The sequence below is a fragment of the Sulfitobacter sp. JL08 genome (assembly GCF_003352045.1).
Taxonomy (GTDB): domain Bacteria; phylum Pseudomonadota; class Alphaproteobacteria; order Rhodobacterales; family Rhodobacteraceae; genus JL08.
In genome coordinates this window covers 1,945,810-1,971,557 of record NZ_CP025815.1, presented here as the reverse complement: position 1 = coordinate 1,971,557, position 25,748 = coordinate 1,945,810, and the positions used below count along the sequence as shown (strand labels likewise).

The following is a 25,748-nucleotide window of genomic DNA, read 5'->3' as shown; positions in this document are numbered from 1 at the left end:
TTTTCTGAACTTGTTGAATGACAGAAGGGTTAGAAAGGGTCAAATTGTTTGTCATTTGTCGCCCGCTGCGGCACCATGGAGCGGCTTCATCCCGATAAGGACAAGACCCATGCGATCCCTGCTGTTTGCCCTGTTTTTTCTGGCCCTGGGGGCCTGCGCCACACCGCTGGAACTGTACTACAAACCCGGCGCCGACGTGACACGCATGCAGACCGAAGAGACCAAGTGCGAGGTTGCCGCCCTGCGCGATGCGCCTGTGGCCAGTCAGGTGCGCCAGGATCCCGGATTGTATGTTCCCGGATACCGGTCGTGCAACGGGGCGGGCAACTGCACCTATTATCCGGGGTTCTGGCGTCCGGGCCGGGTGTATTCGGTGGATGTGAACGCGCCGTTGCGGCTGCGCCTGATGGATCAGTGCATGGCTGCCAAAGGCTATCAGCGCACGCAAATTCCACAGTGTTCGCAATCAGTTGCCGGCAGTGTTTCACCTGCCGCAACCCGCACGATGCCTGCCCTTGCCGCAAATTCCTGCGTCATCCGCAACGAAGGTGGCAGTTGGCAGATCGTTAACGTGGAATAAGGGCCTGCTGTCCTCAGTTCGCAGGCTCTTGCATATCTTCCAGTTCGCTTTCATCCACATGGGCCACCCGCGCACCGGATTTGCTGGATGTGACCACGTTCAGCGACTTTAGCTTGCGATGCAGCGCGCTGCGTTCCATGCCGACAAAATTCGCCGTGCGGCTGATATTGCCGCCAAAGCGGTTGATCTGGGTCAGCAGATATTCGCGTTCGAACGCTTCGCGGGCTTCGCGCAGCGGCAGTGTGGCCAGTGCGCCCGACAGGACAACACGGCCCTCTTCTGCCGGTTTGTCGTCTTCTGCCGGCAGTTCCTTTGCCTCGATCGGGCCGGAGCCTTCTCCCAGGATCAACACCCGTTCGATCAGGTTTTTCAACTGGCGCACATTTCCCGGCCACAACATCGTCTGCATCAGGGCTGCGGCTTCATCCGTCATTTCGCGCAGCGGCAAGCCCTGGGATGTGTTGCAAGCCGCAATGAAATGCTCTGCCAGAACCGGAATATCCTCGCGACGTTCGGCCAGCGACGGAACCGCAATCGGCACCACATTCAGGCGGTGATACAGCTCCTGCCGAAACCGCTCTGCTTCAATTTCGGCTTCCAGGTCCTTGTTTGTACTTGAAATAACACGCAGATCGACACGTACCTTGTCGTTGCCGCCAACGCGCTGGAACTGTTGATCCACCAGAACCCGCAAGATTTTTGATTGCGTGCCAATGGGCATGTCGGCCACTTCGTCAAAATAGACAACACCGCCATGCGCCTGTTCCAGCAGGCCCGGTTCCACCCCGCGTTCGGGGCTTTCGCGGCCAAAAAGAACCTCTTCCATCCGGTCCGCGGCCACGCCTGCGCAATTGACCGTGACGAACGGGGCGCCCGACCGGTTGGAATGGGCGTGAATATAACGTGCTGCCACTTCCTTGCCCGATCCCGCAGGGCCGGTCAGCATGACGCGGCCGTTGGATTTCGTCACCTTGTCCAGTTGCGATACCAGCGTGCGGAACGCAGCGCTTGATCCGATCATTTCGGCACTGGTGACATCCTTGCGCCGCAGGGATTGGTTTTCGCGGCGCAGGCGGGATGTTTCCATCGCGCGCCGGATCACAACCAGCAACTGATCGATATTGAACGGTTTTTCGATGAAATCATAGGCGCCCTGCTTGATCGCAGCGACCGCAATTTCAATGTTGCCGTGGCCCGATATGATCACCACGGGCACATCCGGATTGTCGCGTTTGACCGTCTTTAGGATATCGATCCCGTCCATCCGGCTGTCTTTCAGCCAGATATCAAGGATCAAAAGCGCCGGCGGTTCTGTATTGATCGCAGACATACAATCATCCGAATTGCCCGCCAGCCGTGTGGCGAATCCTTCGTCTTCCAGAATGTCCGAAATCAGTTCACGGATATCTTTTTCATCGTCGACAATCAGAATATCACTCATGGGTCTCCTGCTCCGCTTTTTTACGCATATTTTGGTTTAAATCGGGTTCGGTGCCGATGGGCAGCCTGATCACCGCCATCGCTCCGAAGTGGGTTTGCCCGTCAAAGACAGGCGCGTCTTGTAGCACCAAAGTGCCGCCGTGCTCTTCTATGATTTTCTTTACAATCGGCAAGCCCAGCCCTGTGCCTTCGTTGCGTGTTGTCACATAAGGTTCGAACAGGCGCGCGCGATCTTCGGGCAGACCGATGCCGTTGTCGGCAATCGTGATGCAGGCCTGAATACCGTCCAGCGTCATGCCGACGCGAATTTCCGGTTGAAGACCATCAGACGCACCTTTTTCCTGCAAAGTTTCAATGGCTTCTCCGGCGTTCTTGATCAGGTTTGTCAGCGCCTGAGAGATCATAGTTGCATCCAGTTCCGCCTCGACCGGGTGATCGGGCAATGTGGCGGTGATCGTGACATCGGGCTGCCCCGATTGCTGAAGCGAAACTGCATCGCTGACCAGATGGGTCAGGTCTTCGACCCGCCGGTCCGGTTCGGGCATCCGGGCGAATTTGGAAAATTCATCAACAATGCGGCGCAAGTCATTGGTTTGGCGAACAATAACGTCTGTCATCTGTTCCAGTTTGTCGCCGTCTTCACCCACCTGCGGGGCGAATTTGCGTTTGATGCGTTCCGCGCTTAGCTGGATCGGGGTCAGCGGGTTCTTAATTTCATGCGCGATGCGGCGGGCCACATCGCCCCAAGCCGCCATCCGCTGGGCGCTGACCAGATCAGTTACGTCGTCAAAAGCCACCACATAGCCTTCCAGACCGCCGGACTCATTGCGCCGCGTGGCCATGCGCACCAGAAGGTTTTCAAGCCGTCCGTCGCGCGATACCTTGACTTCATCCTGCGTCACCTCGGCCTGGGTGGAGCGCAAGGTAGTAAACAGCGGCCCGAATTCGGGCACTGCGACCGCCAGATCAACTGACTGGCGGTCTTCGGACCAGCCCAGCAACCGTTCCGCTGACCGGTTCACAAACGCAACCCGGCCTTCGGCATCCAGCCCGACAACGCCGGACGTGACCGAACTCAGCACGGAATCAAACAGGCGGCGGCGCCGTTCGATCTGGCGGGTGTTGTCCAGCAGGGTTTCGCGCTGGCCTTTCAACTGCTTGGTCATCTGGTTGAAATAGCGGCCTAGCATCGAAATCTCGTCATCGCCGTCTTCTTCGGGCACCTGCACATCCAGATCGCCCGCCCCGACCCGCTGCGCCGCGCCTGCCAGCCGGCCCACAGGCCGCGAAAGACGTTCCGCAAACCAGAGGCCGGCCCAGATGGCTGCCAGAATCAGAATCACGGCAAAACCGATGTACAAAAGGCCGAATTCAAACAGAACGCGGCCACGATCTGCCTCAAGCTGGTGGTAAAGGCGGACAGTTTCCTGCGTTTCGTCCAGCAGACTGAGAATTTCACCATCCACGTCACGGCTTACAAACAGGTAGCGATCAACAAAGGCGTCCATGCGCACCAGCGCCCGGAATTCGCTGTTTTCCCAATCCTCTATGATCACCATGCCTTCGGCATTGGCCTGTTCGATCTGGGATTGCGTTGGCCGATCATAATCGAACAGGTATGATCGTTCGCCCCGCACGCGAATTTCGCCTGTTCCGTCAATAACATATGCCTCGCGCAGGCCGCGCTGTATCTGGTTCTGGCCCTGGGTCAGCATCTGGCGCAGTTCGGCCTCGTCCAGAAACACAAGACGGGTGCGTTCGCGATCCAGAAACCGTGCCAGAACCTGTGCATCCTGGCGCAAATCCTCGCGCTGTTCGCCTTCATAGGCTTCGGCGGCGGCCAGCGAATTGCCGACAACCTCGCGCACCCGGTCCGAAAACCAGCCTTCCAGACCGATATTCACGGTCAACACGGCAAACACCGCGACGGTCACAGTGGGGATCAGCGCCAGCAGCGCAAAGGCACCGGTCAGCCGCAAATGCAGGCGAGAACCCGCCGATTTTGCCCGTCGCGCCGAAACAAGCCGGGCCACCTGCCCCAGAACCAGCGTGGCGACAACCAGAACATACACCAGATCGGCCAGCAGAATCAGACGCAGCGAAGGCGAGCCGGACCCCTGATCAAACGGCCCCAGAATAAGGAATGTCGCAAGCGCCAAAGCCGGACCCAGAATGACCAGACCCAGCGTCGCCGCGTTCTGCACGCGGCGCATCCGCCGCAAACGGGCGAATTTTATCCAATGGCTATCGCGTGACCGGGTTGCCACCCGCGCTATCCTTATTGATGTGCCGCCTGCGCAGCTTACCGCTATATTATGTGGTCCTGATCTGGCGGTGACGCCGGATGGCCACGGTTATGTGGCCGTTTTACATCAATTTGCGGCGTCTTGTCACCTCAATATCCAGTTCGGTGATTTTCTTGCGCAAAGTATTGCGGTTGATGCCCAGCAAATCGGCGCATTTCGCCTGATTGCCGCCGGTTGCCTCAAGCGCGATTTCGATCAGCGGGCCTTCGACTTCGCGCAGGATCCGCCCGTAAAGGCCGGGCGGCGGCAACAAGGTGCCGTGAAGATCGAAATACCGGCGCAAATGGCGCCCGACCGAGGCCGACAGTTTTTCGCTGTCACCGCCCCCCAGAACCGGTTCCATTTCGGGCTGGCTGCCCAGCACCGCTTCGATTTCGGCGCGCGATATGTCTTCTGCAGGGCTGGTCAGCACCAGGCGACGGATCGCGTTTTCCAGCTGGCGCACATTGCCGGGCCAGCTATAGGCGCGAAACAGCTCTGACGCTTCGGGCGACAAGGTACGGCACGGCGCCCCGGTCTGTTCCGCGCGGGCCAGAAAATGTTCTGCCAACAGCGGGATATCATCAACGCGTTCGCGCAGGGACGGCACGTTCAGCGTTGCACCGCTTAGGCGGTAAAACAGATCCTGGCGCATTTGCCCCGCTTCCATGGCGCGGGTCAGATTGCTTTGGCTGGTGGCCATGAAACGGGGCATGTGATCGCCCGCGGCATCCATCATGCGCACGATGCGCGCCTGCAATTCGGCGCTGATATCGGCGATTTCATCAATCAGCAAAGTCCCCCCACGCACCCGAGCGAGCACTTTGGCAGGGCCTTCCAGATCTTGCAGTTCATTCGCCGTGACGGTCACAAAGGGCAATGTGCGGCGGTCCGAAAAATCGTGGATAGCGCGGGCGATCAGGGATTTTCCGGTTCCGGATTCGCCACAGATCAACACCGGCAAATCGGTGTTGGTGACGCGCGCCACTAGCCGGTACAGCGCCTGCATCACCGGTGTGCGGCCGACAAGCGGCAATTCATCCGGGCGTTCCTGCCCCTCGGGCAGACGTGCGGGCGTGCGTTTCTTGCTTTCCAGCGCGCGCGCTGTTCGTTTCATCAGGTCCGGCAGATCAAAGGGTTTTGGCAGATAGTCATAGGCGTCGGCTTCGGCGGCCTGTATCGCTGTCATGATCGTGTTCTGGGCCGAAATTACGATGACCGGCATACCGGGACGGTCAATCGCGATTTTCGGCAGCATCTCTAGCCCGTTGCCATCGGGCATGACGACATCGGTGATCACCACGTCGCCTTTGCCCTCGGCCACCCAGCGCATCAGTGTGGTCAGCGACGACGTCGCATGCACCTTGCACCCGGCCCGCGTCAGCGCCTGCGTCAGAACCGTGCGGATCGTGCGATCGTCATCCGCGACCAGAACCGTACCATCCATTATCCGTTCTCCTTGTTTTCCTTGGGGGCCCGCGGCAGCGACAGGCGAAAAACCGTCCGGCCCGGCACCGAGGTGACGGAAATCCAGCCGTTGTGATCCGATATGATCTTGCTCACCAGCGCGAGGCCAAGGCCGGTGCCGTTTTCGCGCCCTGAAACGAAGGGATCGAAAATATCGGCCTTGATCTTGTCTGGAAGACCGGGGCCGTCATCAATGATTTCGATTTGCAGCGGCAGCGAATGGCCGGTGCCATCGCTGCGCCGCAGCCGGAACGAATGTTCGTAATAGCTGTGCAGGCGGATGGTGCCGCCCTGTGGCCCAGCGGCTTCGGATGCATTTTTCAACAGGTTCAACACAACCTGCAACAACTGATCGGGGTCGCCATGGGCCAGCGGCAGTGACGGATCGTAATCTTCGATAATTTTCATATCCGCGCCGAACCCCAACAGGGCAGACCGGCGCGCGCGATCCATCACGTCATGCAGGTTCACCGGTTGCAGGTCTGGCGCGCTCAGGTTGCCGAACTGTTCCACCTGCTCAAGCAGTTTCACGATCCGGCGGCTTTCCTCGACGATCAGATCTGTCAGTTCCAGATCATCCGCGCTTAAATTCATCGACAGCAGTTGCGCCGCACCGGTGATCCCCGCCAGCGGGTTCTTGATTTCATGCGCCATCATTTCCGCCATGCCGATCGCCGATTTGGCTGCGGATTTCACAGAATGGCTTTGGGTCATGCGTCCGGCCAGTTCGCGCGGGGTGATCATCAGGATCATTTTGCCCGGATGCCCGACGAGCGGCGCGATCTGTAATCCGCATTGCAGCGGCGGGCGGGCGCCCGAACCGACATCGACATCATTGACAAACAGCGGTGTGCCTTGCGCGCGGGCGCGATCAAACGCCTCTTCCAGCGGGTCATCGACCGCGACCATATCCCAGACCGGTTCACCGGTGACGGATTTTGCCGAGGCATTCAAAAACCCTTCGGCGGCGGAATTCACATCGACGATACGATCATCTTCGTCGATCAGCAGGGTCGGCACCGGGATCGAGGCCCATATGGACTGGTTCGAAATCATGCCGCCGCCCGCCCTTTTGGACAAAGCGCATCGGGCAAAAGGCGCATAACGACATCGGGTGCCTGCGATGTCAGCACCGCGCGGCGCAGGGCCGGATCGGTGCCGGCGTCATCCATGTACCATCCCAGATGCTTGCGCGCGACGCGGCCACCCAGTTCGTTGCCGTAAAATGACAGCATCGCGTCATAATGGGTGCGCACCATGTCAATCAGCGCCGTGCCTTCGGGGCGCGCGGGCTGTGGTGCGCCGAACAGATCATGCGCTACCTGCGCCAGCGCCCAGGGGCGCCCCTGCGCTCCGCGCCCGATCATCACGCCCGCGGCGCCAGAGCGGTCCAGCGCCTGACGGGCGGTAATGGTGTCGGTAATGTCACCATTTGCGATCACCGGAATGGAAACGGCATCGCGCACTGCACGAATGGCGGCCCAGTCGGCGTGGCCTTTGTAAAACTGGTTTCGGGTGCGGCCGTGGATCGTGACCATGCGTATGCCCGCATTCTGGGCGCGCCGCGCGATGTCGGGCGCGTTCAGACAGGTTTCATCCCAGCCCAACCGGGTTTTCAGGGTGACGGGAACCGATACCGCGTTCACCACCGCCTCGATCAGGGACAAGGCCAGATCGGGCGTTTTCAGCAGGGCCGATCCCGAATAGCCGGTTGTCACCTTTTTGGCAGGGCATCCCATGTTGATATCGATCATCGCCGCGCCGTTGTCTTCGACCAGGCGCGCGGCCTCGGCCATCCAGTAGGGATCGCGCCCGGCCAGTTGCACGGCGGTATGCGCCTGCCCCATGCCCAGTTCCGCGCGTTCGCGTGTGCCGGGGCGGGCCTGCACCATTTCCTGACTGGCGACCATTTCACTGACCACCAGACCGGCCCCGAAGGATGACACCAGATCACGGAACGGCAGATCGGTGATTCCGGCCAGCGGGGCCAGAAAAACAGGGGGTGTCAGGGTTCTTTCGTCCAATGCGACCGGCAAGTGCCTATTCCTTGTGCATGTGGCATTGTGCTATCGATATATTTGGCAAACCACAATATTCGAGGCCTATTACGGCGCGTCTTAAATGGCGATTGCCTAATTTTTAGGCGCAATTCCGGATGATTGCGTTGCGCTGGCTGGCCCCCTAGATACATAGGGCGTAACCAGACCCGAGGGATCATGACCACAGCTGCCATCATTGTTGCCGCCGGGCGCGGACTGCGCGCCGGGGGCGGTGTACCCAAGCAATGGCGCCCCCTTGGCGGGCGTCTTGTGGTGGAACACACGCTGGCCCGCTTTGCCGCACATCCCGAAATTGATCGCACCCTTCTGGTGGTGGGGCCGCAGGACATTGGCAAATATCCCCTGCCCGCCTTGTCAAAGTTCGATCTTGTAACTGGCGGGCCGACGCGCCGTGCATCCGTTCTTGCCGGGCTTGAGGTGCTGGAAGGAAGCTATGATCACGTTCTGATCCACGATGGTGCGCGCCCCTGTGTGGCGCGCGACATCATCTCGCGGGTGCTGGATGCGTTGAAAACCCACAAGGCAGCGGCACCGGCATTGCCCGTGGTGGATGCCCTTTGGTCGGGTCAGGACGGTGTTGTGAACGGTCCGGTGGACCGCAGCGGCCTGTATCGGGCGCAAACACCGCAGGGGTTCAACCTGACAGCGATCACCACGGCGCATCGCACCTATATCGGCGACGCGGCGGATGATGTTGAAATTGCGCGCGCGGCGGGGCTTGAGGTTGCCATTGTGGACGGGTCGGAAGACAATCTGAAAATCACGACGGCGGATGATTTTAAACGCGCAGAGCGTATTTTGAGGCATCAGATGGACATACGGACAGGCAACGGCTTTGACGTGCACCGGTTTTGCGACGGATCGAAGTTGGTTCTGTGCGGTGTGGCTGTGCCCCACACGCGCGGCCTGCAGGGTCATTCCGATGCGGATGTGGGGATGCATGCGGTGACAGACGCGATTTACGGCGCGCTGGCGCAAGGCGATATCGGCCGCCATTTTCCGCCCAGTGATCCGCAGTGGAAAGGGGCGGCCAGCGATATTTTCCTGCGCCATGCCGTCGATCTGGCGCAGCAGATGCAGTATCGGATCGGCAATGTCGATTGCACGCTGATCTGCGAATTTCCCAAGATCGGCCCCCATGCAGAGGCCATGCAGGCGCGCATGGCCAAGATCATGGGGCTGCGCGCGGATCAGGTTTCGATCAAGGCGACAACATCGGAACAACTTGGCTTTACCGGACGGGGCGAAGGCATCGCTGCCCAGGCCAGTGCAACTCTGGTTCCGGCATGAACCGGGTTGCACAGATGACAGGCACGGTTGGCGGCGTAGGATATCTGCGCCCCGCCCCGGGCACATGGGGGTCGCTGGCCGCATTGCCTTTGGCGGCGGTCATCCAGATAATCGGTGGCTTTCCCCTGATGCTGGCGGCCTGTGCCGTCACGTTTCTGGCCGGATGGTGGGCTACGCGGGAAATTACCAAGGGGCAGGAAAATCACGACCCCTCTGAAATCGTGATGGACGAGGTCGCAGGCCAGCTGATCGCGCTTTTGCCGCTGTCCTTTGGCGCATGGCATGCTGGTGTCGCAATGACCGCGATGTGGCCGGGGTGGATCGCGGCCTTTGTGCTGTTTCGCCTGTTCGACATCACCAAACCCGGCCCCATTGGCTGGGCCGACCGGCGCAATGATGCGCTGGGGGTGATGCTTGACGATGTGATTGCCGGTGTGTTCGCGGCACTTGGCGTTGCCGTGCTGGCGTGGCTGGCGCACTGGGTCTTGGGGGTGTGACTGTCGCGGCCATCCTGAACGCGGCCAGTGCCCAGGGCATCATGATCGCCACCGCCGAAAGCTGCACAGGTGGCATGGTTGCCGCCGCGCTGACCGATGTGGCCGGATCTTCGGAAGTGTTCGAACGCGGCTTTGTGACCTATACCAATCAGGCCAAACAGGACATGCTGGGCGTGTCGGTGGAAACACTGGATACCTACGGTGCCGTGTCGGAAGAAGTGGCGCGCGCCATGGCGGATGGCGCATTGCGCAATGCCCCTGTGCAGTTAAGCGTGGCCATTACCGGCATCGCCGGTCCGGGCGGTTCCGATTTCAAACCCGAAGGGCGCGTGTGTTTCGCGCTGGCCGCCACGGGGCGCGCAACAGTTTGCGAAACCGTGGAATTCGGGGCCTTGGGACGGGACAAGGTGCGCGCTGCCGCAAGGGATCACGCGCTGTTTCTGCTACAAACCGCGCTGGCCCCTGCAGGGGCGTGATCAGGGGACCATCGTCGCCGTCAGGTCGGCCATGGTGGCGTCGGCTGCGTGCACGACCTGCCAGACGGCATCTGCCTTGTCCGCCCCCAGCAACGCCGCCGATTTCGATCTGATCCGCTGCGCGCGTTCCGGCCCTGTCAGCGGCGTGTTCAGATCAAACGTTGCGGTGCGCTGTCCCTGATCGGTGTCAAGCACAAGCCCGGTGGCGGTTTCCGCAATACTGTCATCCGCAACCACATCCACGCGCGCGCGTAAAGCGGCAAGCTGCGGATCGGCGCACAGCGTATCATTGTAGCTGTCCAGCGCCGCCGTGCTGTGCCCCGCCAATGACAGGGCCAGCACTGCGCGATAGCTGAACTTTGCCTCAAGCCCCGTGGTCACTGAGGATTTGTTGCACACGCTCATCCAGCGTGGATTTGTGTGCACCCGCAGGGTGCGCACAGTGTCCGGTGCAACCGGTTTCAGAGTTTCCAGCGCCTCAAGCGCGGCGTGCAGACCATGGCAGCAGGCGTGGAACTTGTGCTGGACCTGCGGCATCAGAAACCCGTCTGGCTGCGCGTCCGTTGCTTCGCAGTGATGTGTATCGGTGAACCCCAAGGCACCGGTAATGGCATCCGGGTTGGATATGAACCCGCACTGTGCCAGCAGCGCCGCCTCGACCCCGTTTGATGCGGCAATACCGGCGTTGAACGGTTTGCCCATGGTGCCGAACTGCGATTTCAGCCCAGATGCGCGCGTGCTGACTAGACCAAGGGCGTGCGCCATCACTGCGCGCTCATCCGAAAGCAATAAAACCGCAGCGACAGTCGCGCCGAACGCCCCCGCCGTGGCCGTCTGGTGAAATCCCGTCTGGTAGTGGCTGCGCCCGAACAACAGGCCGAAGCGCACCGATGCCTCGCATCCGGCCAGGGCGGCGCGCACCATCTGTTCGGGCGTGGCATTGCACATCTCGGCCACGGCCAGCGCCGCGGGGATCACCGCAACCGAAGGGTGCCCGATGTGGGCAAAATGTGTGTCGTCATAATCCAGCGCATGCGAACAGGCCCCATTGCACAGCGCCGCCGCCCGCGCCGGTGCCTTTTGCCCGCCAAAAAGCGTGGCCTGCGCATGGCCGCCTTCGGCCAGCACCATGTCGCGGGTCAGCGTTGAAACCGGTTCTTCCCGCCCCGCCAGACCGACCGAAAGCCAATCCACCAGCGACAGACGCATCACTTCCAGCGCATCCGGTGGCGGCGGCGCAGTCGCCGCAGAGACAATCTGTTCGACAGGATCAGCCATAAAGCTCTGCCGCCCGCCGTTCAAAGGCCCGCACGATCCGCTGCATCGCCTCGTTGAACACCACGCCGATGATGCCCTGCAAAACCGCGTTCTTGAATTCAAAATCCACGAAAAACGTCACCTCGCATCCCCCCGGCGCATCGGCAAAAGCCCAGTTCGATTTCATGTAGCGGAACGGGCCATCCAGATATTCCGTGTCAATCTTGTACTGCGCGGGCCACAACGTCACGCGGCTGCCAAAGCGTTCGCGAAAGACCTTGAAGGAAATCACCAGATCGGCCTCCATCACGACGCCGCCATCGGGGATATCGCGTGTCGATCTGATCCGCGCTGCCGCGCACCAGGGCAGAAATTCGGGATATCGCGCCACATCTGCCACCAGATCGTACATTTGCTGCGCAGAATACGGCAAATGGCGCGTTTCCGAATGGGTGGGCATCTTGAATTCTTGCCTTTGACCGTGACAGTGCCGCCCGATGTCGTATTGTTTGGCGGGAAAATCAAGGGGAAGGCAGAATGACGCGTCCATATGTCATTGATGAAATGATCTCGGCCAAATCGATTGCAGCGCGAATCGAGGAACTGTGTCGCGAGATTCACGAAGAATTCAAGGATACCGACAAACTGGTTGTTGTCGGCCTGCTGCGCGGCAGTTTTGTGTTCATTGCCGATCTGGTGCGCGAACTTGATCTTCCGATCGAAGTCGATTTTCTGGAAGCGTCTTCATACGGGGATGGCATGGAAAGCACGCGGGAAGTGCGTATTCTCAAGGATTTACGCGGCGCAATTGAAGGGCGCGATGTTCTGGTCGTCGAAGATATCGTCGATACCGGCCACACGCTGAACCACGTCACGCACCTGTTGGAAAGCCGCCACCCCGCGCGTTTGAAATCCATCGCCCTGCTGGACAAACCCAGCCGCCGCGAGGTTGATTTCAAGGCCGACTGGACCGGATTTGAAATTCCCGACGAATTCGTCGTCGGCTATGGCATCGACTTTGCACAACGCAATCGCAACCTGCCCTTTATCGGCAAGGTGCGATTCACCGAATGAACATCCGGCATCTGTTGCGGTTGCGCCGCTGGGCAGACAGGCCGCCTTCGGTTGCGCGCATGAAGCTGCTTGCGGCGGTCGTGGCGATCAGCGCGGCGATCTATGCGCTGGATCATTTCGGCGTGTGGCCGGATTGGGCCAGCACCGAAAACACCAGAATCAAGCGTTATTCCGATTAGGCAAAAAACGTGCTGTGCCCGCAGTTTTTTGCGTTGTTCTCAAATAGTTTATTTGACACAGGGGCAGATCGCTTCACGATGGCGCCACAACAGAAAAACCGGAGGGCCCAATGAAGATTATTTCGATAACAGCAGTCGCAGCGGTCGCGCTGACCGCAACAACGGCTTTTGCACAGGATTTCAACGCCGAAAAGAAAGCCCGTCAGGGCCAGTTCCGGATCATGGCGTTCAACCTTGGCTTGCTGGGTGACATGCTAAAGGGCGAACGAGAATTTGATGCCGGGATGGCACAGGAAGCCGCCGATAATCTGGTGACCGTGTCAAATCTCCACGAAGACGCGATGTGGCCCGCCGGTTCGGACAACATGTCGATCGATGGTACCCGAGCGCAGCCCAATATATGGGAAAAGCCCGATGAATTCGCGGCCAAATGGGCCGATTTCGGCAAGGCGGCAGTGGCGATGCAGGCCGCTGTGGCGGGCGGACCGGATGCCATTGGCCCTGCAATGGGCCCGATGGGGGGAAGCTGCAAGGCCTGCCACGAAACCTTTCGCGCACCTGAAGGGTGATACCCCATGCGACTGGTGCGCTGGGGCATTTTTCTTGCACTGCTCGGGGCGGCTTTCGGTTGGTGGCTGTCCCGCCCTGTCGGGGTAGATGATGCCCTGTTGGCGGGGCTGACGCCCGATCCCGAACAGGGCGCGCTTGTGTTCTGGGCGGGCGGTTGCGCATCCTGCCATGCAGCGGATGATGCCAAAGGCGATGATCTTCTGGTGCTGGCGGGCGGCCAATCCCTTGCCAGCGATTTCGGGGCGTTCACCGTGCCCAATATCTCGCCCCACCCCGAAGCGGGCATTGGCGGGTGGAGCGCGCTTGACCTCGCCAATGCTATGATGGCCGGTGTATCGCCTGACGGTCGGCATTATTACCCGTCTTTTCCTTACACATCCTACACCAAGATGACGGCACAGGATGTCGTCGACCTGCATGCCTATCTGGTCACCCTGCCCGCGTCAGATCAGGTCAACCCGCCCCATGATCTGGGGTTTCCCTTTACGGTGCGGCGCGGCATCGGGCTGTGGAAGCAGCTTAACCTGAAAGACGATTGGGTGCTGGCCGGCGATGTGGATGCACAGATCGCGCGCGGTCGCTATCTTGTCGAAGGGCCGGGCCATTGTTCGGAATGTCATACGCCGCGCGATTTTGCTGGCGGACTTGACCTGTCGAACTGGATGACGGGCGCGCCCAACCCGTCCGGCAAAGGGCGCATTCCGGGGATCGATCCGGCCAGCCTGACCTGGAGCGCGGCCGACATCGCCTACTATCTGGAAAGCGGGTTCACACCGGAGTATGACAGCGCCGGTGGTCACATGGCGAAAGTGGTTGGCAACATGGCCCGCCTGCCCGCCAGTGACCGCGCTGCAATCGCGGCCTACCTCAAGGCGTTGCCGTAACTGCGCCTACTGGCCCGACAATTTCCTGATCCGCGCCTCGCGCAGACGCGCGAAATCGTCACCGGCATGATAGCTTGATCGCGTCAGCGGCGTGGCCGAAACCATCAGGAACCCTTTGCCATAGGCAGCTTTTTCATAGGCGGCAAATTCATCAGGGTGGACAAAACGGTCCACCTTGTGGTGTTTCGGCGTGGGTTGCAGATACTGGCCGATGGTCAGAAAATCGATATCGGCGGCACGCATGTCTTCCATCACCTGCATCACGGCCTGACGGTCTTCGCCAAGACCCACCATGATACCGGATTTGGTAAACATCGACGGGTCCATTTCCTTGACCCGCTGCAACAGACGCAGGGAATGGAAATAGCGGGCACCGGGTCGCACCTGCGGATAAAGGCCGGGAACGGTTTCAAGATTGTGGTTGAACACGTCGGGGCGCGCTTCGACAACCTGTTCCAGAACCGATGGATCGCAGCGGATGAAATCCGGCGTCAGGATTTCGATCGTGGTATCGGGTGATTGTTTGCGGATAGCGCGGATCGTCTGGGCAAAATGCGCTGCCCCGCCGTCTTCGATGTCGTCACGATCCACGGATGTGATCACAACGTGGTTCAGACCCAGTTTTTTTACCGCATCCGCAACCCGTCCCGGTTCGAACACGTCCAGATCTTCGGGCGGTTTGCCGGTGGCGATGTTGCAGAACGTGCAGGCCCGCGTGCAGACCTCGCCCATGATCATCATGGTGGCGTGGCCCTGGCTCCAGCATTCGCCGACATTGGGGCAACCGGCTTCTTCGCAGACGGTGACCAGCTTGTTGTCGCGCATGATCTTGGCGGTATCGGCATAGCCCTTGCCGCCCGGCGCCTTGACCCTGATCCATGCCGGTTTCTTTGGCTGGGGATTATCGGGGCGGCGGGCTTTTTCAGGGTGACGATGTTCGGGTATTTTCAAATCACGCATCGGGCGGGCCTTTTGGTTTAGCCGTTAAACTATCGCTCATATACCCTGACATAAGCGAAAAAACCAGCGACGCAATGTCGCCTCTGTTTTATCGTCGGCTGTTCTCCTTTTCCGCTTCATCTTTTCATAAATACTTTCGCCGAAGGCGACCCTTTTCCTGGGCCGCTCTAGTGCCACCAATGCGCGCCTTGGTGCCGCCGCAGCCAGCCGCCGACGCTGAAATGGTCACGATGGATCAATAGCAACAAAGCGGCAAACGCCGCCAGCACAGCCAGATCGATCACCTGATTGCGGTGAACGGGAAAGCCCTTGTCGTTCAGGGCAAACGGATCAAGAAACCCCTCCCACCGGCGCGAGATGGTATAAAGGTGCATCAGGGCCAGACTGCCGTAACTGAAAAGGCGCAACGCCCCCAGCAGGGCCAGCAGACACAGAAAGATCTGTACGCCACCGGCAATGTAGATCTGGGTCAGCGACACCTCGACCCCGTCGAAATGCCGGGCCAGTTGCTGATATTGCGCCGGGGTGATCAGCTTGTGCGCAGCCCACAGAAACATGAACCAGACCAGACCCAGCCGCAAAATGAACAGGGCCAATGCGTCCTTGCGATCAAAATATGTCATGCTCAGTCCCTGCCACCGGTTTCAGCATTCAGGCTAATCAGCCGGCGCGCACTTCTCAATCACCGTTGCAGGGCCACACGCAAAGGTGAAACTTCAGCCGATCATCGATCCTGCCCCGCCTTTTGTTTCGCTGTAGTGCCGTTTCAGACGCTGCAGGGCGATGCGCAGCGCAATCTTGCCTGACCGTGCCGACCATCCCATGCGTTTTTCCGCCATTTCCAGCCCTTCCAGAAAGCAACAGCATCGCAAGGCAACATCAGACAGGCCCGGCCCAAGGTCACTTAAGGCCTGTGCCACCCGTTCGCGTGCACGCATCGGGCCTGCGGCCCCTTCATTATGCCCGGCTCCCCCCGAACGGATGCCCCCTGTCAGAAACTGGTCCCAGTTCTGGGTCATGCGCGGCCCCATCTGGGACAGTTCGAAATCTTCGCGCAACCGTTCGCCGGCCCGCACAAGATCATCCCCCAGAAAGGGGGAGCCGTCGCGGTCCTTGCGGCGCGCCAGCGCAATAAAAGGGCTTTCCGCCAGATTATATCGCAACCGACGGGATTTTGCGCTGTCTGCACCCTGCTCCAAGGGGCCCGCGCGTTGTGTGTCGAACCCGCTTTGATCCTCGGCAAAGCCGGATTCGCGTGCAATCCGGCATCTGTTTTCCTGTTCCGCCAGCATCCGGCTCAGCGCCGTGCGACCGGCCGGTGTGATTTTATAGCGCGACAGCCGCCCCGGTGTTTTGCAGGCAATCCAGTCGTTCAGCGCCATCGCCTGCGCCACGGTCGTGTCCACAACCGCAGTGCGGGTGCTGGCCCCGTCCGGCCCGTCGCGCACGACAACGGATTTTTCCATATCTGTGGCCACGGCCAGAACCGCGCCCGTTTCGCACAGGCGCCGCAGGATCCGCGCCGCTTCACCGGACAGGGATGCCCCGTCCGGATTGGATGATGTGTCATAACCGGTGCTGACAGACATCGGTATACCCTCCTTGGTTGATGAAACAGTGAAGCGCCCCTTAATCACGGGCCGGAAATGGGCCTGTCCCAACCGGCGCAAGGCAGTGTCGATCAACGGATCGTCGCGCCTTGCCTCCAGTTTGCGGATCTGGCGCAAGATGGTTGATGCATGTGTGCCTTTGCTGCGGGCCAGCGCGCGAATTGAAAGACCGGATTCAGTGTGGGCAAGATAATCCGCGACATTTCCGGGCACCCAGGTCGGCAGGGAAAACGGGAACCCGGTGCAAGACGGCATGTATGTCATCACTCACTCCGTGGGTTGGTGCGACTGAACAGGTCGACGAACCGGGTTCCGTGAAACGGATTGTTCATTTTCATTACCAAGATGTTGAAAACTACCTAGGGTTGTATTGATTACTGTTTGATTAAAATCATCGGAAATTCCAATTATTGTTTCCATTTGATAAACACGCGTGAATCCGCCGTGCGCGCAGGGTATGCCCTCCGCAACAGGGCACGAACCTGTGCCATCCTGATGTCCGACGCTTTGATTTGACTGGACAAAAAAGGAAAGCACCGTGCAAGACATTCTGACCATGCTGACAGTTCTGAAGCGCCCGCGCCTGTTAATGCGGGCGGCGCGCATCGGGGCCGAAGAATACCGCCGTGACCGGCACCTGCAGCGGATACTGGGCTATGGCAGCGCGCCGCGGCCCGCCCCTGCACTACTGAAACTGATGGAAATGGAAGCGGCGATAAACAGCCAGCGTATCAGTGACGATGCGTCTTATTCGCTGGTGCGTCATGTCGATATCCTGATCGCCATGATGGGCGAGGCGCGATTGTTGCGCGCCTCGCAAAGTGTTTAGACAAAAGCGTCGGCCATAGATGCTTTTTTCTCGGCAACATAAGCTTGCAACGCCTCTTCAACCGCCGGATCAAGGGGCGGCTTTTCATAGGCGTTCAACAGGCGCTCCACCCGCAGAGAGGCCAGGGCCTGCGTATCGCGCGCGCCTTCTTCGTCCCAGGTTTCGAACGGTTTGTAATCGAACACCTCGGTGCGCCAGAACGCATCTTTGAAATTGGCCTGCGTGTGCGCACATCCCAGATAATGCCCACCCGGGCCAACTTCGCGAATCGCATCCATCGCCTGACCGTTCTCATCCCACTGAACGCCGCGCGCCATGTTGTGCAAGATGCCCAGTTGGTCCGCGTCCATCACGAATTTCTCGAAAGACGACACCAGACCGCCCTCGAGCCAGCCGCAGGAATGCAGCATGAAGTTCACACCGCCCAACAGGGCCGCGTTGTGGGTGTGCGCGGTTTCATAAGCCGCCTGCGCATCGGGCAGCTTGCTACCGCACAATCCACCACCCGACCGGAACGGCAGACCCATGCGACGGGCCAACTGCCCTGCCCCGTAAAGGATTTGCGACGCTTCGGGTGTGCCAAAGGTCGGCGCGCCGGAATTCATGTCGATTGATGTCACAAATGCCCCGAAAATCACCGGCGCACCCGGACGCACCAACTGGCTATAGGCGATGCCTGCCAGACATTCCGCCATCACCTGCGTCAGCGTGCCGATCACCGAAACCGGCGCCATTGCGCCGCCCACGATGAACGGGGAAATGATGCAGGCCTGATTGTTTGCGGCATAGACCTCAAGCGCACCCATCATCACGTCGTCAAAGGTCATGGGCGAGTTGATGTTGATCAGCGATGTCATGACGGTGTTGTTCTGAACGAACTCCTTGCCGAACAGGATCTCGCACATGTCCACACTGTCCTGCGCGCGGCTTGGTTCCGTGACCGAACCCATGAACGGCTTGTCGCTCAGCGTCATATGGGCCAGCAACATGTCGAGATGCCGCTTGTTCACCGGCACGTCCGTCGGCTCACACACGGTGCCGCCCGAATGATGCAGCCATTTGGACATGTATCCCAGTTTCACGAATTTCTGGAAATCATCCATTGTTGCATAGCGGCGCCCGCCTGCGGCATCACGCACGAAGGGCGGGCCGTAAACCGGTGCGCAAACCAGTGTATTGCCTCCGATTTCGACGTTCTTGGCGGGATTGCGTGCATGTTGCACGATCCGCGACGGGGCGGTCTTGCACAATTCGCGCGCCAGACCCTTCGGGATGCGCACGCGTTCGCCGTCAATCTCGGCCCCAGCGGCGCGCCAGCGCTCAAGTGCAGCCGGATTGTTAACAAAATTTACCCCGACCTCTTCCAGAATAATGTCCGCATTGCGCTCGATGATCTCAAGCGCCTCGTCGTTCAGCATCTCGTATAGCGGGATATTCCGCTCGATGAACTTTGCGGTTTCGATATTCAGGGTAGACCGCTCGGCGCGGCGTGCTGCGCCGCCACCACCACGTGCCCGTCTTGAAGGTGCAACGTCTGACATTGTATTTCCTTGCGTCAAAATTCCGAGATTGGATCAGACATTAGCCCAGCCCGATCCTGCGCCGCGCGTAAATTGCGGCCATTGCGGGGGAAAAGCGACATGGCTATGCGCTGCGTCCCGGTTTCTTTTTGCCAAAAATACCGGCAGGGTCTGGGGCTGGCCCCAGTTCTGCCCTTGCAACAGGCCTCGTGCGGTCCTAATCACTCGGGCATGACGCAAATTTCCCATGACCGCCTTCTTATCATCGACTTCGGCAGCCAGGTAACGCAGCTGATCGCGCGCCGCCTGCGCGAACTGAATGTCTATTGCGAAATTCATCCCTACCAGAACGTGACGGATGCCTTTCTGGCCGACTTCGCACCCAAGGCGGTGATCTTCTCGGGTGGGCCGGCCTCAGTGTTTGCCGAAGGCGCGCCGATGCCGCCTGCAACGGTGTTCGCCTTGGGCGTGCCGATCCTCGGGATCTGCTATGGCCAGCAGGTGATGATGCATGTTCTGGGTGGCAAGGTTGAACGGGGCCATGGAACGGCGGAATTTGGTCGCGCCTATGTGACACCGGCGGCAAAGAAACTGGCCCTGTTGCAGGGATGGTTCGAAGCGGATCGCGAACAGGTCTGGATGAGCCATGGTGATCATGTCAGCCAGATCGCGCCGGGTTTCGAAGTTTTCGGCACATCGCCCAATGCGCCGTTCGCCATCACCGGCGATACGCAGCGCGATTTTTATGCGGTCCAGTTCCACCCCGAGGTGCACCACACCCCCAACGGCGCAAAGCTGTACGAGAATTTTGTGAAACTCGCAGGCTTCAAGGGCGACTGGACAATGGGAGCCTACCGCGAAGAGGCCATTGAAAAGATACGCGCGCAAGTGGGCGACGGCAAAGTGATTTGCGCCCTGTCCGGTGGCGTTGACAGTTCTGTCGCGGCGGTGCTGATCCACGAAGCGATCGGTGATCAACTGACATGTGTCTATGTCGATCACGGCCTGATGCGCAAAGGCGAAAGCGAACAGGTCGTGGGCATGTTCCGCGAGCATTACAACCTGCCGCTTATTCACGCCGACGAATCCGATCTGTTTCTGGGCAAGCTTGAAGGCGTCAGCGATCCTGAAACCAAACGCAAGATCATCGGCGGCCTGTTCATCGAAGTTTTCGAAAGATATGCCCGGGAAACCGGCGGTGCCGATTTTCTGGCACAGGGCACGCTTTATCCCGACGTTATCGAAAGCGTTTCGTTCAGCGGCGGGCCATCCGTGACGATCAAGTCGCACCACAATGTGGGCGGCCTGCCGGAACGGATGAACATGCAACTGGTTGAACCGCTGCGAGAGCTTTTTAAGGACGAAGTGCGCGCATTGGGGCGCGAACTTGGCCTGCCCGACAGCTTTATCGGGCGCCATCCCTTCCCCGGCCCCGGTCTGGCTATTCGCTGTCCGGGCGAAATTACCCGCGAGAAACTGGATATCCTGCGCGAAGCGGACGCGGTCTACATCGACCAGATCAGGCGGCACGGGCTTTATGATGATATCTGGCAGGCATTTGTGGCGATCCTGCCGGTGAAAACTGTCGGGGTGATGGGCGACGGGCGCACCTATGATTACGCCTGCGCCCTGCGTGCCGTCACGTCTGTGGATGGCATGACAGCCGATTATTACCCGTTCGAACATGATTTTCTGGGCGAAACGGCCACCCGCATCATCAACGAGGTGCCCGGGATCAACCGCGTGACCTATGATATCACGTCCAAACCTCCGGGCACGATCGAATGGGAATGACCGGTTTGCGCACTGGGTGAAATGAAACGGTGAACCAGCCCCGCACGCGATCAGTTTTCGTGTGCCAGGCCTATCCCGGAAGGAAAACAGAATGGGCATCACATCTATAGCCAGACCTTATTTTTTGCACCGTGGATACATGATGCAAAAAATGTGCGAGCCCGATCTGGTTCTTTCCTTTATCGAACGGTTCAAATCCAAACTGGTTCCGGTTGATCTGATCCGGATCGGAGGCGATGCAGATGGCGGCTATCTGGTGCCTGATGACATGCAGGGCATAGCGTCCTGTTTTTCTCCGGGGGTTGATTATACGGCCACGTTCGAGAACGCGATTGCTTCGGACTACGGTATCAAATGTTTTATGGCCGATGCTAGCGTTGAAAAGCCGCCGCTCGACAACGCGCTGTTCGAATTTGATGCAAAGTTTCTGGGCGCGCGCGACGGCGGGATCAACACCACGCTTTCATCCTGGATTGCGCAAAAGAATCCTGAAAACGCGGACGATATGCTGTTGCAAATGGATATCGAAGGGTTCGAGTACGACGTTCTTGTTGAAACGCCCTCGTCTGTTCTAAGGCAGTTCCGGACAATGATTATTGAATTCCACGCGTTCGATAAACTGTTCGACAGGGAATTTCTGCGTTTGGCAAATTCGGTTTTCGAAAAGATTTACAAGGACTTTTCGATTGCCCATGTCCATCCGAACAATTGTTGCGGGATTGCCCGCCATCGCGGGGCCGAAATACCCCGCGTTTTCGAAGTGACATTCATCAGGAATGACCGGGTTTCAGGTTGTTCGGCCAGCGGCCCTGTTGTCTTGCCCCATGCCTTGGATCGCAAGAACCTGGCAAGTGAGCCGGACATCGTAATGCCGGATATGTGGTGGAAGTAGGTCCAAACCTTTCCGTGCGACCGGCCAGAAGCGCGTCTCTTGTGGCCGCGTTCTGGATGATCGGGTCCATCGCGTCGTTTTCGGCGATGGCCATCGCAGGGCGCGAGGTCAGTTCCGATTTCGATACGTTTGAAATCATGATGTATCGCAGTGCGATCGGCATTATCATCGTCAGCGGCCTGATTACACTGAACGGGGCCTGGGCGCAGGTCAGAACACAACAGGCCGGCAACCATGTGATCCGCAATGTCGCGCATTTCACCGGCCAGAACCTGTGGTTCTATGCGGTGACAGTGATCCCCCTGGCGCAGGTTTTTGCGTTAGAGTTCACATCGCCCTTGTGGGTGGTTGTCTTGTCGCCGCTTATTCTGGGCGAACGTTTGACCCGTGTGCGTGCCCTGGCGGCGTTGCTGGGGTTCGTCGGCATTCTGATTGTAGCGCGCCCAGATGCGTCTACCCTGAACGCCGGTATCGGCGCTGCGGCCGCGTGTGCGGTGTTCTTTGCCGTTACAATCATGTTCACCAAACGTCTGACCCGTACGGAAACCATCAGTTGCATCTTGTTTTACCTCACCGCCATCCAACTGGTGCTGGGTTTGATCGCGGCGGGTCATGATGGTGATATCGCGTTGCCAACGGCGCAAACCCTGCCCTATCTGGTTCTGATCGGATGTGCCGGATTGCTGGCGCATTATTGCCTGACCAACGCGCTTGCCATTGCACCGGCCACCGTGGTCATCCCGATGGATTTCGTCCGCTTGCCGGTGATCGCCGTTCTGGGCATGGTTTTGTATCAGGAAGGTCTGGATATCTGGGTTTTCGTCGGTGCGTTAATCATTTTCGCGGGGAATTACATGAACATCTGGGTAGAATCGCGCGTAGCACGTGCGCGATAAAGCGCCACATGACCCATTCAGACTTACGTATGGTCATATATTTGTTACGTTCCGTCACAGATTGACGTAAAGGTCAGCGATTTTATACGACCATTCCATAATATCCATAATAAAGTTTTATCTTGTTTCCGTGGGAGGACAGCGATGAAGGTCGCACTAACAGCAGCATCTGCACTGATGCTAAGCACATATGCAGCACATGCAGGCGCTTTGGACCGTACAGGCCAGTCCGTTGCTGTGCTTTTCGAAAAAGGCAGATATGCCGAATTCAGTTTTGGCTCTGTTTCGCCTTCTGTTTCGGGCGTCGGAACGGCCGGTGTTGGCGGCGGATCGTCGGGCAACATGTCCGAAGACTATCTGCAATTCGGCGCGGCATACAAAGCTGATATCAACGATACATGGTCCTATGCGCTGATCTTTGACAAACCGTTCGGTGCGAATGTCGATTATCCGACAGGCACAGGGTATTTTGCCGCCGGGTCCACTGCCGAATTCGATTCGAACGCGATCACGGGTATCTTGCAGTACAATCTGCCAACGAACCTCAGCTTTTATGGCGGTATCCGGTTGCAGACCATCGCAGCCGAGGCGGTGATTCCATTTGTCAGCGGATATTCAGCAGATGGCGACCGCGACTTTGGTGTCGGATATCTGGCCGGTGTTGCGTATGAAATGTCTGACATCGCTCTTCGCGTGTCGCTGACCTACAATTCCAAGATCGAACATGAACTGGATACGGTTGAAACCTCGATCGCACTGGGTGGCCCGAACGCCAGCACAACACCGGTTGATACGCCTCAGTCTTTGAACCTCGAATTCCAGTCGGGCATTGCCAAGGACACATTGTTGTTCGGCTCTGTTCGCTGGACCGATTGGTCCGAATTCGAAATCACGCCAACCAACTACCAGACGCTGACAGGCGGCGGTTCGCTGGTCAGCTATAACGGCGATATCGTGACCTACACGCTGGGTCTGGGCCGCCGGATCAACGATACGTGGGCCGTTGCCGCAACTGTCGGTTATGAAGAGCCGATTGGTGGGTTCACCACAAACCTTGGCCCGACAGACGGTCAAACCAGCCTTGGTCTGGCAGCGACCTACACAAAGGGTAACATGAAAATCAGCGGTGGTGTCCGGTATGTCATGATCGACACCACTGAAACGCGCGCTGGTGCCGTTGCCCCTGCGGGCATTTTCCGAGACAACGACGCTTTGGGCTTTGGTATCCGGATCGGTTATTACTTCTGATCCTGCGATACAAATCCTTGATTGAACCGGCCCGCTGCGCAATCAGCGGGCCGTTTTCGTTTAGGCGCAAGATTCGGGTCGCGCTGTGCGGGCGTGCCGCCTAAACAGATGCAATGACACCACAAAATCCCTATCGACCCGCGCATGGGCGGAACTGGTCCTTCTGGCGCTGATCTGGGGCGGATCGTTCCTGTCGGTCCATATCGCGCTTGAAGAAGTACCGGTTCTGACCTCGGTGGCGCACCGCACCGGATGGGCGATGCTGGTGCTTTGGGGCGTAGTGCTGGTGATGCGCCTGACGATCCCGCGCGACCCGCGGGTCTGGGGCGCGTTTCTGGTGATGGGATTGCTGAACAATGTGATCCCGTTTGCCCTGATGGCGTGGGGCCAGTTGCATATCGAAGTCGGGCTGACCTCGATCCTGAATGCAACGACGGCAGTGTTCGGCGTGATCGTTGCTGCCATAGTGTTCGCGGACGAACGGTTAAGCGCGCGCAAACTGGTGGGTGTCACCTTGGGTTTTCTGGGGGTGGCCACGGCCATTGGTCTGAACCAGTTTGCCAATCTTGATCTGCGCTGCATTGCACAGCTGGCGGTTTTGCTTGGCACGCTTAGCTATGCGTTTGCGTCCGCATGGGCGCGACTGACCCTGTCGGGCCTTGCGCCACAGGTTGCCGCCGCGGGTATGTTGACGGGTTCAACCCTGATTATCCTGCCCGCCGCCCTTTTGATCGACGGGCCGATCCAGTTTGATCTGATGGCGCAGACATGGGGCGCGATCCTGTATTATGCGGTGATTGCCACGGCGGGAGCCTATCTGCTCTATTACCGTGTGCTGGGTATGGCGGGCAGCGGCAACCTGATGCTGGTTACCTTTTTGATCCCGCCGGTATCGATCGTGCTGGGATGGGCCGTTCTGGGCGAGGCGCTTTCACCGCGTGCCTATATCGGGTTTGCCCTGCTGGCACTGGGAATGGTGGTTCTGGACGGGCGGGTCTGGGCGTGGTTCAGATCAGCCAAGTGATTGACGGTTTTGCCCTGCGCGACTAGGACGGGGCAAAGGGGACTTACCATGCTCTATCAATCTGCGCAGGACTGGCGGAAAACCGAACATAAACGGGTGCTTGTGTTTGGCATGTCCGGTCTGGGCAAGACCCATCTTTCCAATTTGCTGCGCGCCAGCGGCCAATGGTTCCACTATTCGATCGATTACCGTATCGGCACACGCTATATGGGCGAATACATCACCGACAACGCCAAGGCGCACGCGATGAAAGTGCCGTTCCTGCGCGACCTTCTGATGACGGATTCGATCTATATCGGCTCCAACATCTCGTTCAACAACCTGACACCGGTGGCCACCTATCTGGGCAAACCCGGCGATCCGGCGCGCGGCGGAACATCAATGGCCGATTACATCGAACGGCAGGAACAGTTCCGGCAGGCCGAAATCTCGGCACTGATGGATACCGAACGGTTCATCAAACGGGCACAGGCGCTTTACGGGTATCCGCATTTCATTTGCGACAGCGGTGGATCGATCTGTGAATGGGTTGATCCCGACAATCCCGATGATCCGTTGCTGCGCGCGCTTGCCGATCAAACACTGCTGGTCTGGATCAAGGGAAGTGATGCGCACACCCAGGATCTGATCGCCCGATTTGACAAAGCGCCCAAACCTATGGCCTACCAGCCCGAATTTCTGTCCCGGGTATGGGCCGAATATCTGAGCAAAAACAATCTTCAGGAAGATGATGTTGATCCTGACTCCTTTATCCGCTGGACCTATGCCAAGGCGCTGGAACATCGCCAGCCGCGTTACGAGGCAATGGCCGATTGGGGCGTGACCGTGACAGCGGATGAAGTTGCTTCGGTAAAAACGACCACCGATTTCGATGATGTGATCGCCGCCGCACTTGAGCGGCGTGCCTGAACGCGCT

General features: G+C 58.9%; 26 protein-coding genes. 15 read left to right on the top strand and 11 right to left on the bottom strand.

Going from position 1 to position 25,748, the window contains the following annotated elements:
* Positions 1–109 precede the first annotated feature (109 nt).
* Complete coding sequence (locus tag C1J05_RS09740) at positions 110–580, top strand: hypothetical protein (RefSeq protein WP_114870084.1); 471 nt, start codon at positions 110–112, stop codon at positions 578–580.
* A 13-nt stretch (positions 581–593) separates the two neighbouring features.
* On the opposite strand, the gene ntrX is transcribed toward C1J05_RS09740, so the two are convergent.
* From ntrX to dusB, 5 genes are all read right to left on the bottom strand, one after another.
* On the bottom strand, positions 594–2,021 hold the full coding sequence (ntrX, locus tag C1J05_RS09735) for a nitrogen assimilation response regulator NtrX (RefSeq protein WP_114870083.1): 1,428 nt from the start codon (positions 2,019–2,021) through the stop codon (positions 594–596).
* Positions 2,014–4,233 (bottom strand): sensor histidine kinase NtrY-like, encoded by a 2,220-nt coding sequence (locus C1J05_RS09730; protein WP_114870082.1) that lies wholly within the window; start codon positions 4,231–4,233, stop codon positions 2,014–2,016. Before C1J05_RS09730 ends, ntrX begins: the two co-directional genes overlap by 8 nt.
* Positions 4,234–4,387: 154 nt before the next feature.
* Entirely contained in the window at positions 4,388–5,752 is a 1,365-nt protein-coding gene (locus C1J05_RS09725; RefSeq protein WP_114870081.1) for a response regulator, read from the bottom strand.
* The gene (locus tag C1J05_RS09720; RefSeq protein ID WP_114870080.1) at positions 5,752–6,828 is read right to left on the bottom strand and encodes a two-component system sensor histidine kinase NtrB; all 1,077 of its coding nucleotides are present in this window, start codon (positions 6,826–6,828) and stop codon (positions 5,752–5,754) included. The genes C1J05_RS09725 and C1J05_RS09720 overlap by 1 nt, the downstream gene beginning before the upstream one ends.
* Entirely contained in the window at positions 6,825–7,808 is a 984-nt protein-coding gene (dusB, locus tag C1J05_RS09715) for a tRNA dihydrouridine synthase DusB (protein ID WP_254684761.1), read from the bottom strand. The genes C1J05_RS09720 and dusB overlap by 4 nt, the downstream gene beginning before the upstream one ends.
* Positions 7,809–7,988: 180 nt before the next feature.
* On the opposite strand from dusB, the gene C1J05_RS09710 reads away from it, so the two are divergent.
* From C1J05_RS09710 to C1J05_RS09700, 3 genes are read left to right on the top strand one after another with little or no spacing between them, the layout of a single operon-like run.
* Positions 7,989–9,122: a bifunctional 2-C-methyl-D-erythritol 4-phosphate cytidylyltransferase/2-C-methyl-D-erythritol 2,4-cyclodiphosphate synthase gene (locus tag C1J05_RS09710; RefSeq protein WP_114870079.1), complete on the top strand. Its 1,134-nt coding sequence runs from the start codon at positions 7,989–7,991 to the stop codon at positions 9,120–9,122.
* The gene (locus C1J05_RS09705) at positions 9,119–9,619 is read left to right on the top strand and encodes a phosphatidylglycerophosphatase A family protein (protein WP_114870078.1); all 501 of its coding nucleotides are present in this window, start codon (positions 9,119–9,121) and stop codon (positions 9,617–9,619) included. Before C1J05_RS09710 ends, C1J05_RS09705 begins: the two co-directional genes overlap by 4 nt.
* On the top strand, positions 9,616–10,095 hold the full coding sequence (locus C1J05_RS09700) for a CinA family protein (protein ID WP_114872237.1): 480 nt from the start codon (positions 9,616–9,618) through the stop codon (positions 10,093–10,095). The genes C1J05_RS09705 and C1J05_RS09700 overlap by 4 nt, the downstream gene beginning before the upstream one ends.
* Here C1J05_RS09700 and C1J05_RS09695 read toward each other — a convergent pair whose 3' ends face one another.
* Together C1J05_RS09695 and C1J05_RS09690 are read right to left on the bottom strand one after the other, a co-directional pair.
* Complete coding sequence (locus tag C1J05_RS09695; protein WP_114870077.1) at positions 10,096–11,373, bottom strand: MmgE/PrpD family protein; 1,278 nt, start codon at positions 11,371–11,373, stop codon at positions 10,096–10,098.
* Entirely contained in the window at positions 11,366–11,812 is a 447-nt protein-coding gene (locus C1J05_RS09690) for a type II toxin-antitoxin system RatA family toxin (RefSeq protein WP_114870076.1), read from the bottom strand. Before C1J05_RS09690 ends, C1J05_RS09695 begins: the two co-directional genes overlap by 8 nt.
* A 77-nt stretch (positions 11,813–11,889) precedes the next feature.
* Here C1J05_RS09690 and hpt point away from each other — a divergent pair, with 77 nt between their 5' ends.
* From hpt to C1J05_RS09670, 4 genes are all read left to right on the top strand, one after another.
* A complete protein-coding gene (gene hpt, locus C1J05_RS09685; RefSeq protein WP_114870075.1) occupies positions 11,890–12,426 on the top strand; it encodes a hypoxanthine phosphoribosyltransferase in 537 nt (178 codons plus the stop codon).
* Positions 12,423–12,605: a hypothetical protein gene (locus tag C1J05_RS09680; protein ID WP_114870074.1), complete on the top strand. Its 183-nt coding sequence runs from the start codon at positions 12,423–12,425 to the stop codon at positions 12,603–12,605. Before hpt ends, C1J05_RS09680 begins: the two co-directional genes overlap by 4 nt.
* 110 nt (positions 12,606–12,715) lie before the next feature.
* Entirely contained in the window at positions 12,716–13,174 is a 459-nt protein-coding gene (locus C1J05_RS09675) for a c-type cytochrome (protein WP_114870073.1), read from the top strand.
* A 6-nt stretch (positions 13,175–13,180) separates the two neighbouring features.
* On the top strand, positions 13,181–14,059 hold the full coding sequence (locus C1J05_RS09670; RefSeq protein WP_114870072.1) for a cytochrome c: 879 nt from the start codon (positions 13,181–13,183) through the stop codon (positions 14,057–14,059).
* Between the two features lie 6 nt (positions 14,060–14,065).
* Here the strand turns inward: C1J05_RS09670 and lipA are convergent, their stop codons facing one another.
* The 3 genes from lipA to C1J05_RS09655 all read right to left on the bottom strand — a co-directional run bounded on the left by lipA (position 14,066) and on the right by C1J05_RS09655 (position 16,893).
* The gene (lipA, locus tag C1J05_RS09665; RefSeq protein WP_114870071.1) at positions 14,066–15,019 is read right to left on the bottom strand and encodes a lipoyl synthase; all 954 of its coding nucleotides are present in this window, start codon (positions 15,017–15,019) and stop codon (positions 14,066–14,068) included.
* A 167-nt stretch (positions 15,020–15,186) separates the two neighbouring features.
* Positions 15,187–15,642 (bottom strand): hypothetical protein, encoded by a 456-nt coding sequence (locus C1J05_RS09660; protein WP_114870070.1) that lies wholly within the window; start codon positions 15,640–15,642, stop codon positions 15,187–15,189.
* 93 nt (positions 15,643–15,735) lie between these two features.
* A complete protein-coding gene (locus C1J05_RS09655) occupies positions 15,736–16,893 on the bottom strand; it encodes a DUF6456 domain-containing protein (RefSeq protein ID WP_254684760.1) in 1,158 nt (385 codons plus the stop codon).
* A gap of 274 nt (positions 16,894–17,167) precedes the next feature.
* Between C1J05_RS09655 and C1J05_RS09650 the strand changes: the two genes are divergently transcribed.
* Positions 17,168–17,458 (top strand): DUF6477 family protein, encoded by a 291-nt coding sequence (locus C1J05_RS09650; RefSeq protein WP_114870069.1) that lies wholly within the window; start codon positions 17,168–17,170, stop codon positions 17,456–17,458.
* Here the strand turns inward: C1J05_RS09650 and C1J05_RS09645 are convergent.
* Complete coding sequence (locus C1J05_RS09645; protein ID WP_114870068.1) at positions 17,455–18,999, bottom strand: trimethylamine methyltransferase family protein; 1,545 nt, start codon at positions 18,997–18,999, stop codon at positions 17,455–17,457. The two genes, C1J05_RS09650 and C1J05_RS09645, sit on opposite strands and share 4 nt — an antisense overlap.
* A gap of 210 nt (positions 19,000–19,209) precedes the next feature.
* Between C1J05_RS09645 and guaA the strand changes: the two genes are divergently transcribed.
* The 6 genes from guaA (at position 19,210) to C1J05_RS09615 (ending at position 25,741) form a co-directional block, all read left to right on the top strand.
* Positions 19,210–20,772: a glutamine-hydrolyzing GMP synthase gene (guaA, locus tag C1J05_RS09640; RefSeq protein WP_114870067.1), complete on the top strand. Its 1,563-nt coding sequence runs from the start codon at positions 19,210–19,212 to the stop codon at positions 20,770–20,772.
* A 91-nt stretch (positions 20,773–20,863) separates the two neighbouring features.
* Positions 20,864–21,664, top strand: a complete 801-nt coding sequence (locus C1J05_RS09635) for an FkbM family methyltransferase (RefSeq protein ID WP_114870066.1) — start codon at positions 20,864–20,866, stop codon at positions 21,662–21,664.
* A 56-nt stretch (positions 21,665–21,720) separates the two neighbouring features.
* Positions 21,721–22,560 carry a DMT family transporter gene (locus C1J05_RS09630; protein ID WP_114872235.1) on the top strand — a complete coding sequence of 280 codons (840 nt, stop codon included), beginning with the start codon at positions 21,721–21,723 and terminating at the stop codon, positions 22,558–22,560.
* 144 nt (positions 22,561–22,704) lie between these two features.
* Complete coding sequence (locus C1J05_RS09625; protein WP_114870065.1) at positions 22,705–23,808, top strand: OmpP1/FadL family transporter; 1,104 nt, start codon at positions 22,705–22,707, stop codon at positions 23,806–23,808.
* 85 nt (positions 23,809–23,893) lie between these two features.
* Positions 23,894–24,832 carry a DMT family transporter gene (locus C1J05_RS09620; protein ID WP_254684759.1) on the top strand — a complete coding sequence of 313 codons (939 nt, stop codon included), beginning with the start codon at positions 23,894–23,896 and terminating at the stop codon, positions 24,830–24,832.
* 48 nt (positions 24,833–24,880) lie between these two features.
* Positions 24,881–25,741 carry an ATPase gene (locus C1J05_RS09615; RefSeq protein WP_114870064.1) on the top strand — a complete coding sequence of 287 codons (861 nt, stop codon included), beginning with the start codon at positions 24,881–24,883 and terminating at the stop codon, positions 25,739–25,741.
* Positions 25,742–25,748 lie beyond the last annotated feature (7 nt).

Bases quoted from the DNA above. Each gene is read 5' to 3' on its own strand.
- C1J05_RS09730 (WP_114870082.1), bottom strand. From the start codon at position 4,233: ATGCGCCGCGTGCAGAACGCGGCGACGCTGGGTCTGGTCATTCTGGGT.
- C1J05_RS09720 (WP_114870080.1), bottom strand. From the start codon at position 6,828: ATGATTTCGAACCAGTCCATATGGGCCTCGATCCCGGTGCCGACCCTG.
- C1J05_RS09655 (WP_254684760.1), bottom strand. From the start codon at position 16,893: ATGACATACATGCCGTCTTGCACCGGGTTCCCGTTTTCCCTGCCGACC.
- lipA (WP_114870071.1), bottom strand. From the start codon at position 15,019: ATGCGTGATTTGAAAATACCCGAACATCGTCACCCTGAAAAAGCCCGC.
- C1J05_RS09680 (WP_114870074.1), top strand. From the start codon at position 12,423: ATGAACATCCGGCATCTGTTGCGGTTGCGCCGCTGGGCAGACAGGCCG.
- C1J05_RS09615 (WP_114870064.1), top strand. From the start codon at position 24,881: ATGCTCTATCAATCTGCGCAGGACTGGCGGAAAACCGAACATAAACGG.
- C1J05_RS09710 (WP_114870079.1), top strand. From the start codon at position 7,989: ATGACCACAGCTGCCATCATTGTTGCCGCCGGGCGCGGACTGCGCGCC.
- C1J05_RS09625 (WP_114870065.1), top strand. From the start codon at position 22,705: ATGAAGGTCGCACTAACAGCAGCATCTGCACTGATGCTAAGCACATAT.
- C1J05_RS09645 (WP_114870068.1), bottom strand. From the start codon at position 18,999: ATGTCAGACGTTGCACCTTCAAGACGGGCACGTGGTGGTGGCGGCGCA.
- C1J05_RS09635 (WP_114870066.1), top strand. From the start codon at position 20,864: ATGGGCATCACATCTATAGCCAGACCTTATTTTTTGCACCGTGGATAC.
- C1J05_RS09740 (WP_114870084.1), top strand. From the start codon at position 110: ATGCGATCCCTGCTGTTTGCCCTGTTTTTTCTGGCCCTGGGGGCCTGC.
- C1J05_RS09660 (WP_114870070.1), bottom strand. From the start codon at position 15,642: ATGACATATTTTGATCGCAAGGACGCATTGGCCCTGTTCATTTTGCGG.
- ntrX (WP_114870083.1), bottom strand. From the start codon at position 2,021: ATGAGTGATATTCTGATTGTCGACGATGAAAAAGATATCCGTGAACTG.
- guaA (WP_114870067.1), top strand. From the start codon at position 19,210: ATGACGCAAATTTCCCATGACCGCCTTCTTATCATCGACTTCGGCAGC.
- C1J05_RS09630 (WP_114872235.1), top strand. From the start codon at position 21,721: ATGATCGGGTCCATCGCGTCGTTTTCGGCGATGGCCATCGCAGGGCGC.
- C1J05_RS09670 (WP_114870072.1), top strand. From the start codon at position 13,181: ATGCGACTGGTGCGCTGGGGCATTTTTCTTGCACTGCTCGGGGCGGCT.
- hpt (WP_114870075.1), top strand. From the start codon at position 11,890: ATGACGCGTCCATATGTCATTGATGAAATGATCTCGGCCAAATCGATT.
- C1J05_RS09695 (WP_114870077.1), bottom strand. From the start codon at position 11,373: ATGGCTGATCCTGTCGAACAGATTGTCTCTGCGGCGACTGCGCCGCCG.
- C1J05_RS09705 (WP_114870078.1), top strand. From the start codon at position 9,119: ATGAACCGGGTTGCACAGATGACAGGCACGGTTGGCGGCGTAGGATAT.
- C1J05_RS09725 (WP_114870081.1), bottom strand. From the start codon at position 5,752: ATGGATGGTACGGTTCTGGTCGCGGATGACGATCGCACGATCCGCACG.
- C1J05_RS09690 (WP_114870076.1), bottom strand. From the start codon at position 11,812: ATGCCCACCCATTCGGAAACGCGCCATTTGCCGTATTCTGCGCAGCAA.
- C1J05_RS09675 (WP_114870073.1), top strand. From the start codon at position 12,716: ATGAAGATTATTTCGATAACAGCAGTCGCAGCGGTCGCGCTGACCGCA.